Source organism: Bradyrhizobium sp. SZCCHNS3052, assembly GCF_032484495.1.
Taxonomy (GTDB): Bacteria; Pseudomonadota; Alphaproteobacteria; order Rhizobiales; family Xanthobacteraceae; genus Bradyrhizobium.
In genome coordinates, this window is record NZ_JAUETB010000003.1 from 653,226 (window position 1) to 669,471 (window position 16,246).

The 16,246-nt window shown below is 63.6% G+C and carries 13 protein-coding genes; 11 read left to right on the forward strand and 2 right to left on the reverse strand.

What is annotated here, in order from left to right:
- The first annotated feature begins 138 nt into the window (after positions 1-138).
- The 11 genes from QX073_RS14620 to QX073_RS14670 all read left to right on the forward strand — a co-directional run bounded on the left by QX073_RS14620 (position 139) and on the right by QX073_RS14670 (position 13,894).
- Positions 139-2,883: an MFS transporter gene (locus QX073_RS14620; protein WP_316174909.1), complete on the forward strand. Its 2,745-nt coding sequence runs from the start codon at positions 139-141 to the stop codon at positions 2,881-2,883.
- Positions 2,884-2,894: 11 nt separating this feature from the next.
- Entirely contained in the window at positions 2,895-6,647 is a 3,753-nt protein-coding gene (locus tag QX073_RS14625; protein WP_316225921.1) for a nitrate reductase subunit alpha, read from the forward strand.
- Positions 6,644-8,164 (forward strand): nitrate reductase subunit beta, encoded by a 1,521-nt coding sequence (gene narH, locus QX073_RS14630; protein ID WP_316225922.1) that lies wholly within the window; start codon positions 6,644-6,646, stop codon positions 8,162-8,164. The genes QX073_RS14625 and narH overlap by 4 nt, the downstream gene beginning before the upstream one ends.
- The gene (narJ, locus tag QX073_RS14635; protein WP_316225923.1) at positions 8,164-8,874 is read left to right on the forward strand and encodes a nitrate reductase molybdenum cofactor assembly chaperone; all 711 of its coding nucleotides are present in this window, start codon (positions 8,164-8,166) and stop codon (positions 8,872-8,874) included. Before narH ends, narJ begins: the two co-directional genes overlap by 1 nt.
- A gap of 10 nt (positions 8,875-8,884) precedes the next feature.
- Complete coding sequence (narI, locus tag QX073_RS14640; RefSeq protein WP_316225924.1) at positions 8,885-9,607, forward strand: respiratory nitrate reductase subunit gamma; 723 nt, start codon at positions 8,885-8,887, stop codon at positions 9,605-9,607.
- Positions 9,608-9,610: 3 nt separating this feature from the next.
- Positions 9,611-10,435 carry a peptidylprolyl isomerase gene (locus tag QX073_RS14645; RefSeq protein WP_316225925.1) on the forward strand — a complete coding sequence of 275 codons (825 nt, stop codon included), beginning with the start codon at positions 9,611-9,613 and terminating at the stop codon, positions 10,433-10,435.
- A 10-nt stretch (positions 10,436-10,445) separates the two neighbouring features.
- On the forward strand, positions 10,446-10,739 hold the full coding sequence (locus QX073_RS14650) for a hypothetical protein (protein WP_315750143.1): 294 nt from the start codon (positions 10,446-10,448) through the stop codon (positions 10,737-10,739).
- Between the two features lie 45 nt (positions 10,740-10,784).
- The gene (locus QX073_RS14655) at positions 10,785-11,390 is read left to right on the forward strand and encodes a DUF2478 domain-containing protein (RefSeq protein WP_316225926.1); all 606 of its coding nucleotides are present in this window, start codon (positions 10,785-10,787) and stop codon (positions 11,388-11,390) included.
- Positions 11,391-11,725: 335 nt separating this feature from the next.
- On the forward strand, positions 11,726-13,063 hold the full coding sequence (locus QX073_RS14660; RefSeq protein WP_316225927.1) for a hypothetical protein: 1,338 nt from the start codon (positions 11,726-11,728) through the stop codon (positions 13,061-13,063).
- Between the two features lie 10 nt (positions 13,064-13,073).
- A complete protein-coding gene (locus tag QX073_RS14665; RefSeq protein WP_316225928.1) occupies positions 13,074-13,583 on the forward strand; it encodes a DUF2249 domain-containing protein in 510 nt (169 codons plus the stop codon).
- The gene (locus QX073_RS14670) at positions 13,580-13,894 is read left to right on the forward strand and encodes a metal-sulfur cluster assembly factor (RefSeq protein WP_315750147.1); all 315 of its coding nucleotides are present in this window, start codon (positions 13,580-13,582) and stop codon (positions 13,892-13,894) included. The genes QX073_RS14665 and QX073_RS14670 overlap by 4 nt, the downstream gene beginning before the upstream one ends.
- 135 nt (positions 13,895-14,029) lie before the next feature.
- Here the strand turns inward: QX073_RS14670 and QX073_RS14675 are convergent, their stop codons facing one another.
- A complete protein-coding gene (locus QX073_RS14675; protein WP_316191979.1) occupies positions 14,030-14,662 on the reverse strand; it encodes a UbiX family flavin prenyltransferase in 633 nt (210 codons plus the stop codon).
- Positions 14,659-16,185 (reverse strand): UbiD family decarboxylase, encoded by a 1,527-nt coding sequence (locus tag QX073_RS14680; RefSeq protein WP_316225929.1) that lies wholly within the window; start codon positions 16,183-16,185, stop codon positions 14,659-14,661. The genes QX073_RS14675 and QX073_RS14680 overlap by 4 nt, the downstream gene beginning before the upstream one ends.
- Positions 16,186-16,246 lie beyond the last annotated feature (61 nt).

Below are 16,246 nucleotides of genomic sequence, written 5' to 3' on the forward strand. Positions count from 1 at the left end.
ATACGTGCAGTCTGACAATTCGATCTGGGACATTTGGCAGATTGTGGCCGACCGGACCGTCCGGTTGATGCATCGCAAAACCTTTTCCCGGTGCCCCGAATAACTGCTGTGGCGTCGAAGCCATACGTCGAGGCCACCATGGACGCCGTAGATTTCAGCCCTGAGCACCGAACGCGAGCACTCTGGCTCTCAACAATCTCGTTCACGATCTGCTTTGCGGTGTGGACGATCTTCTCGATCATCGGCATCCGGATCAAGCAAGAGCTGGATCTGAACGAAACCGAGTTCGGTCTCCTGATCGGCACCCCGATCCTGAGCGGCTCGCTGATCCGGCTGGTGCTCGGCATCTGGACCGATCAGTATGGCGGGCGCCGCGTCTACACCGTCGTGATGCTCGCCGCGGCGGTCGCGACCTATCTCCTGACCTGGGCGCATACCTATCCGCAATTTCTCGTCGCCGCGCTCTTCGTAGGAATCGCCGGTGGCTCGTTCGCGGTCGGCGTCGCCTATGTGTCGCGGTTCTATCCGACGGCCAAGCAGGGCACTGCGCTGGGAATCTTCGGCGCCGGCAATGTGGGCGCCGCCGTTACCAAGTTCGTCGCGCCGTTCGTGCTGGTCGCCTATGGCTGGCAGACCGTGGCCCAGATATGGGCGCTCGCGATCGGCGTCATGGCGATCGTCTTCTGGCTGTTCTCCGAGGAGGACCCGGTGGTCCGCTCGCGAAGGCAGCGCAAGCAGAAGGCCGGCAGCGCCTGGCTCGAGCTCGCGCCGCTCAAGAACATCCAGGTCTGGCGCTTCGCGCTGTACTACTTCTTCGTTTTCGGCGCCTTCGTCGCGCTGTCGCTGTGGCTGCCGCAATACCTGATCAAGGTCTACGGCGTCGGAATCCAGTCGGCCGGCATGATGGCCGCCATGTTCTCGTTTCCGGCCAGCGTGTTTCGCGCCTATGGCGGACACTTGTCCGATCGCTTCGGTGCCCGTCGCGTGATGTACTGGACATTTCTGGTCGGTGTCGCGGCGACCTTCCTGTTGTCCTACCCGCCGACGGACTACGTCGTGACGACCGTCAACGGAAAGGTCGGCTTTCATCTGGAGATGGGGCTCGTCCCGTTCGTCGTCATCGTCTTCGTGCTCGGCTTCTTCATGGCGCTCGGCAAGGCCGCCGTCTACAAGCACATCCCCGTCTACTATCCGAACAATGTCGGAGCCGTCGGCGGCCTGGTCGGCATGATCGGCGGGCTCGGCGGATTCGTGCTCCCGATCGCGTTCGGCGCGCTGGTCGATCTCACCGGTCTGCGAACCAGCTGCTTCATGCTGCTCTTCCTGCTCGTCGGGGTCGCGCTGGTCTGGATGCATCTCTCGATCCGGCAGATGGAGCGCGGCGTTGCCGGCGAGGCGCTGAAGCGGCTGCCGGAGCTGCCCGAAATGGAGGAGATCCACCGGCCCGAGCACATCGGAGCCCTATCCGGCGCGGTTCTCACCGACTGGCGGCCTGAGGACGACACGTTCTGGAGGGAGCAGGGCCGAGCCATCGCGCGACGCAATCTCTGGATCTCCATTCCGGCGCTGCTGTTGTCCTTCGCGGTCTGGCAGGTCTGGTCTGTCGTGGTTGCGAAGCTGCCTTCGGTCGGCTTCAAGTTCACGACCGATGAGCTGTTCTGGCTGGCGTCGCTGCCTGGGATCTCCGGTGCAGTTCTGCGCATCTTCTACTCCTTCATGGTGCCGATCTTCGGCGGCCGGCTGTGGACCACGCTGGCCACGTGGTCGCTGCTGATACCCGCGATCGGAATCGGCTATGCGGTGCAGAATCCCGCAACGCCCTATCCGGTGTTCCTGATACTGGCGCTGTTGTGCGGCTTTGGCGGCGGCAATTTCGCCTCGTCGATGGCCAACATCTCCTTCTTCTTTCCCCGCGCCGAGAAGGGCAACGCGCTCGCGCTCAATGCCGGCCTCGGCAATCTCGGCGTCAGCGTGGTCCAGTTCGTGGTGCCAATCGTCATCACGGTCGGCGTGTTCGGCTGGTTCGGCGGAGATCCGGCGATGGCAACGAGCGGGTCGCAGCCGATGCCGATCTGGCTTCAGAACGCCGGCTTCGTCTGGGTGCCGTTCATCGTCGCCAGTGCTTTCGCCGCCTGGTTCGGGATGAACGACATCGCCTCCGCGAAAGCGTCCTTCGCTGATCAGGCCGTCATCTTCCAGCGGCGGCACAACTGGATCATGTGCTGGCTCTACACCGGCACGTTCGGCTCGTTCATCGGCTATTCTGCGGGCTTCCCGCTGCTGGCGAAGACCCAGTTCCCGGCCGTCGACGCGTTGCAGTTCGCATTCCTCGGGCCGCTGGTGGGTGCCTTGTCGCGGTCCGCGACGGGCTGGATGGCCGACAAATGGGGCGGCGGGCGCGTGACCGTCGGGGTGTTCCTGCTGATGATGGCCGGCGTGCTCGGGGTGCTCTACTTCCTCGGCATCAAGGATCAGCCCGGTGCATTCTGGGGCTTCTTCGCGATGTTCCTGCTGCTGTTCTTCGCGACCGGCGTCGGCAATGCGTCGACCTTCCAGATGATCCCCAACATCATGCGCCAGGAAATGACCCGGCTCATGCCGACCGCGGACGCGGAGACGCGGCTGCGCCAGGCCGAAAAGGAATCCGCCGCCATCACCGGCTTCACCTCCGCGATTGCCGCCTTCGGCGCATTCTTCATTCCCAAATCCTACGGCACCTCGATCGACCTCACCGGCGGCGTGCAAGCCGCCCTATGGGGCTTCTTCGGCTTCTACGTCACCTGCGTGCTGATCACCTGGGCCGTCTACACCCGCAAGGGCGGCGTCCTGCACGATGTCGAACGGCGCCGGGCGATCGCGGCCGCTGCCCAACCCGCTGAATGAGGACGTAAAAGATGAGCCATTTTCTCGATAGGCTGACCTTCTTCACCCGGGCCAAGGAGGAGTTCGCAGGCGGACACGGCGTGACGACGACCGAGGACCGTTCCTGGGAGGAGGGCTATCGCAAGCGCTGGCAGCACGACAAGATCGTGCGCTCGACGCACGGCGTGAACTGCACCGGCTCCTGCTCGTGGAAGGTCTACGTCAAGGGCGGCATCGTCACCTGGGAGACCCAGCAGACCGACTACCCCCGGACGCGCCCTGATCTTCCCAATCATGAGCCGCGCGGCTGCGCCCGCGGCGCGAGCTACAGCTGGTACCTCTATTCCGGAAACCGGGTAAAATATCCGCTGGTGCGCTCGCGGCTGCTCAGGCTGTGGCGCGAGGCGCGAGCGCGGATGACGCCGGTCGCAGCCTGGAAGTCGATCGTCGAGAATCCGGGCAAGCGCTCGGACTATGTGCAGAAGCGCGGACTGGGCGGCTTCGTGCGGGCGAGTTGGGCCGAGGTCAATGAGCTGATCGCGGCAGCCAATGCCTATACGGTCAGAGCCCATGGTCCGGACCGCGTGTTCGGATTTTCGCCGATCCCGGCGATGTCCATGGTGAGCTACGCGGCCGGCGCGCGCTATCTGTCGCTGCTCGGCGGCGTCTGCATGTCGTTCTACGATTGGTATTGCGACCTGCCGCCGGCCTCGCCACAGACCTGGGGCGAGCAGACCGACGTACCTGAAAGCGCGGACTGGTACAATTCAGGCTTCCTGATGCTGTGGGGCTCCAACGTGCCACAGACGCGTACGCCGGATGCGCACTTCTACACGGAGGTACGCTACAAGGGGACCAAGAGCGTCGTTGTCTGCCCGGATTATTCCGAGGCTGCGAAATTCGCCGATCTCTGGCTGTCGCCGAAGCAGGGCACCGACGCGGCGCTCGCGATGGCGATGGGTCACGTGATCCTCAAGGAGTTTCACATCGACCGGCAGACGCCGTACTTCAACGACTATGTGCGCCAGTATACGGATATGCCATTTCTGGTGCGGCTGGTGAAATCCGAGGGACGGCTCGTTCCTGAGCGGTTCGTGCGCGCCTCGGATTTCGCCACATCTCTCGACGAGGCCAACAATCCCGAATGGAAGACCGTCGCCTATGATGAGATCAGCGGGGCCATTGTCGTGCCCAAGGGATCGGTCGGCTTCCGCTGGGGCGAAAAAGGCAAGTGGAGCCTGGAAGAGAAGAGCTCGGCGAACAACGACACCCGGCTGCGGCTGTCTCTGGCCGGCATCGAGGACGACATCGCACCGGTGGGATTCCCCTATTTCGGCAACCGTCAGCACGATCACTTCAGCGGCACCAATCATCCGGATGTGCTGACCCGCAACGTGCCGGTGAAGCGACTTCGTCTTGCCGATGGCGAGGCGGTCGTGGCCACTGTGTTCGATCTGTTCGCCGCCAATTATGGCGTCGATCGCGGCTTCGGCGGCGACCACCTCGGCAGGAGCTACGACGATCTGGAACCGTACACTCCGGCATGGGCCGAGGCGATCTGCGGCGTGCCGCGCGGCCAGATCATCGCGGTTGCCCGCGAGTTTGCCTCGAACGCGTCCAAGACCCGGGGGCGCTCGATGGTCATCGTCGGGGCCGGTCTGAACCACTGGTACCACATGGACATGAACTATCGCGGCATCATCAACATGCTGGTGATGTGCGGCTGTGTCGGCCAGTCCGGCGGTGGCTGGTCGCATTATGTGGGGCAGGAAAAGCTGCGGCCGCAGTCGGGCTGGACGCCGCTCGCCTTTGCGCTCGATTGGGGGCGCCCGCCGAGGCAGATGAATTCGACTTCGGCGTTCTACGCTCACACCGACCAATGGCGCTACGAGACGGTCAATGTCAGCGAGATTCTCTCACCGACCGCACCGGCCGGTTCTTGGGACGGAGCGCTGATCGACTACAATGTCCGCGCGGAGCGCATGGGATGGCTGCCGTCCGCGCCGCAACTGCAGGCCAATCCGATCGAGGTATCGAAGCGCTCCGCCGCCGCGGGCCTGGATCCGAAGGACTACGTCGCGAAGGCCTTGAAGTCGGGCGAGCTGAAGCTCGCCTGCGAGGATCCCGATCATCCGAAGAACTGGCCCCGCAACCTGTTCGTCTGGCGCTCCAACCTGCTCGGCGCCTCAGGCAAGGGCCACGAATACTTCCTCAAGCATCTGCTCGGCACCAAGCATGGCGTGATCGGCAAGGATCTCGGCGACCAGGGCCACAATAGACCGGTCGAGGTCGCTTGGCACGAAGAAGCCCCGGAAGGAAAGCTCGATCTGCTGGTCACGCTCGACTTCCGGATGTCGACCACGTGCATGTATTCGGACGTCGTGCTGCCGACGGCCACTTGGTACGAGAAGAACGACCTCAATACGTCCGACATGCATCCCTTCATCCATCCGCTCTCGGCGGCGATCGATCCGGTGTGGGAATCGCGCAGCGATTGGGACATCTACAAGGGGATCGCCGAGGCCTTCTCCAGGGTCGCGCCCGAAGTGCTCGGGGTCGAGAAGGACGTCGTGCTGACGCCGATCATGCATGACAGTCCGGGCGAAATCGCACAGGCGTTCGACGTCAAGGACTGGAAGCAGGGCGAGATCTATCCGATCCCCGGCAAGACCATGCCAGCGGTCACCGTGGTCGAACGTGACTATCCGAATCTCTACAAGCGCTTCACCTCGCTTGGACCGTTGATGAACAAGCTCGGCAATGGCGGCAAGGGGATGACTTGGAACACCGACCATGAGGTCGAGCTCCTGAAGCGCCTCAACGGCGTCGTCGCCGACGACGGGCCGACCCGGGGGCTGGCTCGCATCGACAGTGCGGTCGACGCTTGCGAGGTGATCCTCAGCCTGGCGCCGGAAACCAATGGCGAGGTCGCGGTCAAGGCGTGGTCGTCCCTGGAGCAATTCACCGGCCGCGACCATGCTCATCTCGCCATTCCGAAGGAGGACGAGAAGATCCGATTCCGCGACGTCGTCGCGCAGCCGCGCAAGATCATCTCGTCGCCGATCTGGTCGGGGCTCGAGTCGGAGAAGGTCTGCTACAACGCCGGCTACACCAATGTCCACGAGCTGATCCCCTGGCGGACGCTGACCGGAAGGCAGCAGCTCTATCAGGATCACCTATGGATGAGGGCCTTCGGCGAGGGCTTCTGCGTCTACCGGCCGCCGATCGATACCAAGACCGTCAAGCCGGTGATCGATCGCAAGCCGAATGGCAATGCGTCCGTCATCCTGAACTTCATTACGCCCCATCAGAAGTGGGGCATCCACTCCACCTATACCGACAACCTCCTGATGCTGACCCTGTCGCGCGGCGGTCCCATCGTGTGGATCAGCGAGATCGACGCAAAGGCTGCCGGTATCGCCGACAATGACTGGATAGAGGCCTACAACACCAATGGCGCGCTGGTTGCGCGCGCCGTGGTCTCGCAGCGGGTCAAGCAGGGCATGTGCATGATGTATCATGCTCAGGAGAAGATCGTGAACGTGCCGGGCTCCGAGCAGACGGGGCAGCGCGGCGGCATCCACAATTCGGTCACGCGTGTCGTTCCGAAGCCGACGCACATGATCGGGGGCTACGCTCAGCAGGCCTATGGCTTCAACTACTACGGCACGGTCGGCGCCAACCGCGACGAGTTCGTCATCGTCCGGAAGATGTCGAAGATTGATTGGCTGGACCAGCCGACTGCTGACCGGTCGGCCACGACCCCCTCGGAGGCTGCAGAATGAAGATCCGTGCTCAGATCGCAATGGTGCTCAATCTCGACAAGTGCATCGGCTGCCACACCTGCAGCGTGACCTGCAAGAACGTCTGGACCAGCCGCGAGGGGATGGAATACGCGTGGTTCAACAACGTCGAGACCAAACCAGGCGTTGGCTATCCCAAGGATTGGGAGAACCAGTCCCGCTGGAAGGGAGGCTGGTCGCGCAATCGCGACGGGTCGATCCAGCCGCGGATCGGCGGCAAGTGGCGGGTTCTGGCGAATATCTTCGCCAATCCCGACCTCCCCGAGATCGATGACTACTACGAGCCGTTCACCTTCGACTATCAGCACCTGCAAAGTGCGCCCGAGGTATCTGCGATGCCCACGGCACGGCCGCGCTCGCTGGTGTCTGGAGAGCGGATGGAAAAGATCGAGTGGGGACCGAACTGGGAAGAGATCCTGGGCGGCGAATTCGCCAAGCGCTCTCAGGACATCAATTTCGACGGCGTGCAGAAGGAGATCTACGGCCAGTTCGAGAACACCTTCATGATGTATCTGCCGCGGCTGTGCGAGCATTGCCTCAATCCGGCATGCGTCGCATCCTGCCCGTCCGGCGCGATCTACAAGCGCGAGGAGGACGGCATCGTCCTCATCGATCAGGACAAGTGCCGCGGCTGGAGAATGTGCGTCTCCGGCTGTCCATACAAGAAGATCTATTATAACTGGTCCTCGGGAAAATCGGAGAAGTGCATCTTCTGCTATCCTCGGATCGAGGCGGGGCAGCCGACCGTGTGCTCCGAGACCTGTGTCGGGCGCATTCGCTATCTCGGTGTCGTGCTGTATGACGCGGACCGCATCGCAGAGGCCGCGGCCGAGCCCGACGAGGGCGATCTCTACCAGGCCCAGCTCGACATCTTTCTCGATCCGAACGACCCGAACGTGCTTGCGGAAGCCGAGCGCCAGGGCATCCCTCATGCATGGCTGGAGGCGGCGATACGGTCGCCGATCTGGAAGATGGCGATGGAATGGAAGGTCGCCTTCCCCTTGCACCCGGAATATCGGACCCTGCCGATGGTCTGGTATGTGCCGCCGCTGTCGCCGATCACGTCGGCGGCCTCGTCCGGCAAGATCGGGCACGATGGCGAGATGCCCGACGTCAAATCCTTGCGCATTCCGATGCGGTACCTCGCCAATCTGCTGACTGCGGGCGACGAGAAGCCGGTGACGCTGGCGCTCGAGCGAATGCTGGCCATGCGTGCCTATATGCGGGCCAAGACCATCGACGGCGTGGTCGACGAGGCGATCGCGAGGCGCGTCGGCCTGAGCGGCCCGCAGATCGACGACATGTACCACATCATGGCGATCGCCAACTACGAGGACCGCTTCGTGATCCCGACCGCGCACCGCGAGCTCGGTGCCGACGCGTTTGATATCCGCGGCTCCTGCGGCTTCTCGTTCGGCAACGGCTGCTCCGGGGGCGAAAGCGAAGTCAACCTGTTCGGATCGCCGCGTAAGGCCAAGAACCCGATGGAGGTCGCCTGATGAAGACGTTCAAGGTGCTGTCGGCATTGCTGAACTATCCGAGCGGGGAATTGATCACGGCCATCCCGGAGCTCGCGCGGGTGCTCGACCGGGAAGGCCTCGTCCAGCCCGGCATTCGCCGGGAGCTCGATGTGCTGCTGCAGGAGATCGCCACGGGCGACGTCTACGACCTGCAGGAGCGCTACGGCCTGCTGTTCGACCGCAGCAAGACCCTGGCGCTGCATCTGTTCGAGCACGTCCATGGCGAAGGCCGCGACCGTGGCCAGGCCATGGTCGACCTGCGGGCCATGTATGATCGTGCGAACCTCGTCATCGCCGGCAACGAGCTGCCGGATTATCTGCCGCTGTTCCTCGAATTCCTCGCCACCCGGGAGATTGCGGACGCGCGCGAGTTGCTTGGCCAGACCAGCCACATCATCGCCGCGCTCGCGGAACGACTGGGGCGTCGGCAGTCGAGCTATAGGGCGGTGTTCGATGCGCTGCTCCAGATCGCCGCGGAGCAGCCCCGCGCGGAGATCGTCGATGAGCTGCTGAAGGCAACGGACGTGGATCCGATGGACCTGCGCGCGCTCGACGCGGCCTGGGAGGATGAAGAGGTCAGGTTCGGCCCGGGAGGGGGCGACCAGGCAGCCTGTGGGCACGACAATCTGATCGCAAAACTGCGCCACGCCAACCGTGCGGTCAACGCGCCGCCGTCACAGTTGCAATGAGGGATTGGCCATGCAAACACTCAATGCCATCGTCTTCGGCTGTTATCCCTATCTCTGCCTGACAGTCTTTCTGGTCGGCAGTCTGATTCGATTCGACCGCGAGCAATACACGTGGCGCTCAGGCTCGAGTCAGCTGCTTCGGCGGCGCCAATTGATCTGGGGCTCGAACCTTTTCCATGTTGGGATCCTCTTCATTTTTGCGGGTCATTTCGTCGGGCTGCTGACGCCGATCTGGGTGTTTGACATGCTCGGCGTGTCGCACGGCTTCAAGCAGATGCTCGCGATCGTCGCCGGTGGCGGCGCCGGACTAATGTGCCTGGTCGGCATTTCACTCCTCGCGCATCGCAGGCTTTTCGATCCCAGGATTCGCGCGACGTCGTCTTTTGCTGACACGGGTATCCTTCTGGTGCTGTTCGTCCAGCTGCTGCTTGGCTTGGCGACCATCCCCGTGTCGCTCGGTCATCTCGATGGTCATGAAATGGTCAAGTTCATGGCCTGGGCGCAGGGCATTCTCACGTTGCAGCCCGGAATCGCCGCCAACATCGTCGACGTCCATCCGATCTTCAAGGCGCATCTGGTCCTGGGAATGACCATCTTCCTGCTCTTCCCCTTCACCCGCCTGGTCCACATCTGGAGTGCGCCGGTGTGGTATCTCGGCCGCCGCGGCTATCAGGTGGTGCGCAGCCGCGACGGGCGCCGTCATCTTGTGCAACCAATTCAGCCCGCGGAGTAGCCGATGGACTGTTCATTGGGCGCGGCGCTTCCAAAGCCGAAGCCGGTCAGTGTGAACGGGGTCGTGATCGAACGCGACGTCATTGCCCGGGAAGTTCAGAACCATCCGTCGGACAAGCCGATCCTCGCCTGGCAAGCGGCGGCGCGCGCGCTTGCGGTGCGCGAATTGCTGAGACAGGAGGTCATGCGGCTCGGCATAACGGCCGCTCCCCTGCGCGATGCCGAAGGTCGCAGCGAAACCGAGGAAGAGGCGGCGATGCGGGCGCTGATCGCGCGTGAGGTTCTGATACACGAGCCGGACGAATCGACGTGCCGTCGCTTCTACGATCAGAACAGGCAGCGGTTCCTGGTCGGAGAACTCTACGAAGCGTCTCACATCCTGCTGATCGCGCCGAGCAGCGATTCGCTGGCTCGGTCGGCTGCGCGAGACGAGGGGCGGACGATCGTGGAGGCCGTGCAGAGAAGCCCGGAACTGTTCGAGACCATCGCGCGCGATCGCTCCAATTGCAGGGTCTCGGCGGAGAATGGTGGCAGGCTCGGGCAGCTGTCGCGTGGGCAGACGACCGCAGAGTTCGACGCCGCGCTGGCCCGGATGTCGGTTGGAGAGGTCGGTCTGATTGAGACACGCTTTGGTATCCATGTCGTGCGCCTCGACCGACGGGCCCTCGGACAAGTCCTGCCGTTCGACATGGCAAGGGCGCGCATTTCGCAATATCTCACCGAGCGTGTGCGGCATCAGGCGCTCGCGCAATATGTAGCCAATCTGGCAGACCGCGCGGAGATCGTTGGCGTGACGTTGCCGGCGCCGCAATCGGTACTGCCGCAGTAGGGGGGCGATCATGCTGCTCGGGGATCTCATTCACGATCTCAGTGACGACGCGAAGTCGAGTGCGGTGTTGCAGGGGTGCGGCGACCTCACGCTCCTGGTGCGCATCAGCTCTGTCGCGGATCGCCTCGGCGAGGATGTCGGTGAGTATGCGTCGGCTGCTGTCCGGCGCTTTGCAAATCTCGCAGAGAATGAGGATTGGCTCGGGTTGATGAGCGCTATCGACCGCGCCGCCGACCCCGCGATCGTCTGTCTGACGTCCATGATCAAGTGGTCGCTGCAGAGGGATGAAATCGAGCTCTCCTAGAACGGATCCACCGCAGGCTATCCGTGCTGGAGGGGCGGGTCAAAAATGTCGAAGCGTCAAATTGATGTTGGGATTCGCATGCACGATGTGATGGTAGAGAAAGTCGGCGTTGCGGCCGCGCCGCTCGTGGCGCTCGTATACGACGACGGGAAATATCCCTACGAGACGTTCGATCACCTCGTGGATCACTCGCGTCGAGCGCGATTGAAGGTCGCCGGCGCACTGCAGCGAAGGCTGTTCCTCGACGAAAATCGCAGGTGCGACGTCCTGCTCGAGGAGATCGACACGGCAAATCAAACCCCGATCTTCGAGGATCGTGGATCGGGAGCGAGAGGTTGCCGGCTGGATGAATCGGCGCTTGCAGAGGTGACAGTTCGGGTCCTCGCCAGCTTGGATGCGCGTCCAAACATCCTGGTGTTGAACAAATTTGGTAAGGCAGAGTGCGGGGGAGGCGGAACGCTTGATCTGATCGCCCGCGCGTTGGACCTTGCGATACCGACGATTGTCGGCGTGCCGCGCAGCAATATCGATGCCTGGAGAGGTTTCGCCGGAGATATGGGGGTTGAGCTCGAAGCCCGCGGAGACGTGGAGCGGTGGCTGGAAAATGTTCGGCAGGATCGAACCATAGACTCAGCCAGCCAGCTGCGCTGATTGCGATTGCGAGCAATCGAGGGGTCGGGGACACAGAACTGCCAAGCCAGACCGTCGAAGATGTCTGCCGGCTGACATGGATGTTCCTCGACGAGACAGGAAACCCGCCGGTCGATCTGGAGTGGTCATCACGACGCTGATGACACGGAATGTTGCGCTCCGACAAAGAATGGCCGGTCGCGCCAGTTTAGCATCTTTCCGATCGCCGGGGATTGTATGGCGCAAGCTCATTGTTCGCGCCCCCTTGGCTGCGTTCCTCCGGGCGCCACGGCAACTGCCGAATGGCGCATCGTCGTGGCGAGTGCTGCGTCCGCGATCAACAACTGGAGCCGCTCATGATTGGGGCGAAGATCTCGCGCTGGACGATGAGCTATTTCGCGGCAGCGCTGGGGTGGCTGCTCGTTGCCTTGGCAATGCTGGTCGGCGGACTCGGTTACCCCGCCGCAGAGCTCGGCGCTCCCGATACGCTTGTCGTTGTGCATGCGGTCTGTATCGGTTGGCTCAGTCTCTCGGTATGCGGCGCCTTGTTCCAGTTCGTTCCCGTTCTCGTCGCAAGGCCGCTCCCCTTCGACAAATGGGCCTTGCCGGCCTTGTTCCTCATCAACGTCGGTCTGGTCTGCTTGATATTGGGCTTCCTCTCACTGGCCGGACGAATTGCTCCAGCCCTTTGGCTTCTGCCGGCCGGCAGCGTGGTGCTCGGCGCGGGTCTGGCGATGGTCGCGCTCGATCTGGGCCTGACTCTCTTCAGCCAGCCGAAGGGATCTGCTCTCTTTGTCATCGCCGGACTTGGCGCGTTATGCGCAACTGTCGCGCTCGGCGTCGCGTTCGCGTTTGCTCTCGCCGGATCGGCGGGCGCCTTCGGCGACGCGCTCCTGGCCGCGGCGATTCCGATCCATGCGATTGCCGGGCTGGGAGGCTGGCTGACCCTGACCGCCATGGGGGTGAGCTATCGCCTGCTGGCCATGTTCATGCTCTCGGCGGACCTCGGCGAGCGACAGAGCACATCCGCGCTGAAATTTGGTGCGCTCGCGCTATCGGTCGCTGTCGTGGGCGGATTGTTCGCGATCGGCCTCGAGGCCGGGCTCCGAGCCGTGCTCATCGTCGCCGCCGTTCTTGGGGTGATCTCGCTTGTGCTCTATGGACGGGACATCGCGACGATCTATCGCTCGCGCAAACGGCGCCAGCTGGAGTTGAACATGCGGATGGCAACCGTGTCTTTCGCCAACCTGGCGGCGACGGTGACGCTCGGCACCGTCATCATCGTCAGCGGAAAGGTCGGCGTTCATGTCGGCGCGTTCGCGTTCTTGGCCGTGTTCGGCTGGCTGTCTGGTCTCATATTCGCGAAGCTCTACAAGATTGTCGCCTTTCTGACCTGGCTCGAAACCTACGGTCCCGTGATGGGGCGCGCCCCGACGCCACGGGTTCAGGACCTGGCGGTGGAACGTCGGTCCGAGAAGTGGTTCATCATCTATTTTCTAGGCGTCTGGGCGGCGACCATCATGTTGATGATGGGCGAGGGCCAGGCGTTTCGCGGCGCCGCGGCGGTCATGGCCGTGGGCAGTATTGGAATCATACACGAGCTAGTGCGAGTCCGACGTCTTTCCGATGTTGCGGACTCCCGTAGGCTTCCGGCCGGAGCCATCGCGCCAAGCCTGTTGTTCGCCAGAAACTAGGAGGAGAGCCATGACCGCGTACATTGACGTCGACGTCCGGCCGATTCTCAGGGCCGGAGGCGAACCGTTCTCCATCATCATGGACGCGGTCGACCGGCTGGCGCCAGGCCAGGGTGTGCGGCTGATCGCGAGCTTCAGGCCGGTTCCGCTGCTCTCCGTCATGGCAAGAAAGGGCTTCGCCCACACCGATCGACCGCTCGACGGTGGCGACTGGGAAGTGCTGTTTTCGCCGCTGGCTGCCGAGGACGCCGGTCAGGAAGACGCTGGTGCCGGCCTCGCATTCGAGCAATGGCCAGATCCCGTAGTCACGCTCGACAACCGAGAGCTCGACCCACCCGAACCGATGGTGCGCATCCTCGCGGCCGCGGAGGAGTTGGGTCCTGGAGAGACCTTGTCGGCACTTCTGGGCCGCGAGCCGATCTTCCTGTTCCCTGAACTTGAGAAGCGCGGCTTTCGCTGGCTCGGCGGGTTTACGCCGGATGGATCGACCTACCAACTTTCGGTGAGGGCTCCGCTATGAGCCGCGATGTCATCGACCGCATCCGCGACGCAATGCGCGTGGTCATCGATCCGGAACTGGGGGAAAACGTGGTCGATCTCGGCTTCATCTATGAGATCACGGCGACGGATGGCGTCGTGCATGTCACGATGACGGCCACAACGCCCGGGTGCCCCGCAACAGGTTTTCTCAAGGAAGGGGTCGCAAGCAGCATTGCGGAGATTGCGGGCGTCGAAGCCGTGGACGTGACGATGACATTCGATCCGCCGTGGACCCCATCCAGAATTGATCCGGCCGTTCGTGCTGCGCTGGGTTTCGACAACGTCAATTGACCGAACGAAAGCGAAAAGCTGGCAGCGCTCGGCCGGAGAGGCGGCGTCGTTACGCCCGCTCGAAGAACACGTCCACCGTCGTGGACGCCTTCGGCCCATCGCCCTAGTGCGTCTGTCGTGTTCTGTCTTCAAATCCTATCGCCTGTCTTGCTTCCCTATCTCAACAAGGTTGCCTGCTTCGGTCGTCCGGTCCGGAAGCCACTCACGCGCGTTGGCGCGGAGCCCGGGGACGCCGAGCAGGTTGATCGCGCGACAGGCGATCTGCTCGATGACGTCATCGAGCGACTGGGGCTTCAGGTAGAACGCCGGCATTGGCGGCGCGATGATCGCGCCGATCTCGGTGGCCTGCGTCATCGCTCGGAGATGACCGAGATGCAGCGGGCTCTCCCGCACCAACAGTATCAGCCGGCGGCGCTCCTTGAGTTGAACGTCGGCGGCGCGGACCAGCAGGTTGTCGAGTTGGCCCCAGGCGATCGCCGAGAGGGTGCGGATCGAGCAGGGCGCCACGATCATGCCGGCTGCAGAAAACGAGCCGCTGGCGATGCTCGCACCGATGTCGGCGACATCATGAGCATGCGCCGCGAGATCGCGCAGCCGCGCGAGGCCACCCTGGCCGACCTCCTCGTGCAAGGTGCGCACGGCAGCGTCGGACACCACGAGATGGACCGCGCATTGCGGCTGCTCCGCGAGCCGTTCGACGATGCGCGCACCGATCGCGGCGCCCGAGGCGCCGCTGATGCCGACGATGACGTGATGCCGCCCGTTCATGTCGAGGCCGTTCGGTCGGCTATGGAGTCGCCGAGGCCGAGGCTCGGCCACATCGCGTCGATGCGCGCGGCTACAGCAGGGTCCATCGCCAGCACCTCGCCCCAGGGGCGTTCGGTCTCGACCCCGAGCTTGGTCGTGGCGTCGATGCCGAGCTTCCCGCCGAGGCCGGATTTTGGCGAGGCGAAGTCGAGATAGTCGATCGGCGTGTTGGCAAGCGGCACGAGGTCGCGCGAGGAGTCGCTGCGCGTCGCGACGGCCCACATCACCGCGCGCCAGTCTCGGACGTCGATGTCTTGGTCGACCACGATGAGGAGCTTGGTGTAGCTGAACTGCGGCAGCATCGACCAAAGGCCGAGCATGATGCGGCGGGCCTGGCCCGGATAGCGCTTTTTGATCGCCACCACGGCGATCCTGTAGGAGCAGGCCTCCGGCGGCAGATAGCAGTCGACGACCTCCGGGAATTGTCGTCGGATCAAGGGGACGAACAGCGTGTTCAGCGCCTCGCCAATTCGAGACGGCTCGTCCGGCGCGCGTCCCGTGAACGTCGACAGATAGAGCGGACTTCGACGCGTGGTGATCGCGGTGACCTGAAGCACCGGAAAGCTCTCGACGGCGTTGTAGTACCCGGTGTGATCGCCGTAGGGCCCCTCCGGGGCGGTCTCCGTGGCCGACACGATGCCCTCGATCACGATCTCGGCGGCCGCCGGCACCGTCAGGGGCACGGTCAGGCATTCGACCAGCTCGGGACGGTCGCCGCGCAGGATGCCAGCGAAGCGCAGCTCGGAGATGGTCTCGGGCAATGGCAACACCGCGCTGAGGATGGTGGCGGGATCGGCCCCGATCACGATCGCAATCGGCATGTCGCGCCCCTGCGCCTGCCACTGCTGGTGGTGGCGGGCGCCGCCGCGATGGGCGAGCCAGCGCATGATGGCGCGATCGCGGCCGAGCACCTGCATGCGGTAGACGCCGACATTTTCCTGCTCGCCGGCGGACGCGTCCGGCGGCACGGTGATGACGAGCGGCCACGTCAACAGGGGCGCCGGCTCGTCCGGCCAGCAGATCTGGGCCGGCAAGGTGGTCAGGTCGATGTCATCGCCCATCGTGACACGTTCATGCACCGGCGCGGCTGATCGCAGCCTCGGCCGGGTCGACAGTGCTGCGCGTGCCAGCGGCAGCTTCTGCAGCGCTTCCCTGATGTCGCGCGGCGGCTGCGGGGCGCGCAACTCCGCCATCATCTCGCCGAGCTCCGCCAATCGTTCCGGCTGCACGCCCATGCCCCAGGCCACCCGCTCCACGGTGCCGAAAAGATTGGTGACGAGCGGCATTGCCGAGAGCGATCCGCATGCCTTGATCGGCCGTTCGAACAGCAGCACGGGCCCTTTGGCGGAGATGACGCGGCGATGGATCTCGGTGATCTCGTGGACGACCGAGACGTTGTCGCGAATGCGTCGCAGCTGTCCCCGCTCGTCGAGAAAGCGCAGGAAATCCGACAGCTCGCGGAAGCGAGGGACATCACGTCGCAACGATAGGCTCCGTTCAAAAAACGCCTCGTAGCTGGAACAATCAGTGTGATCTTTGTTCCGG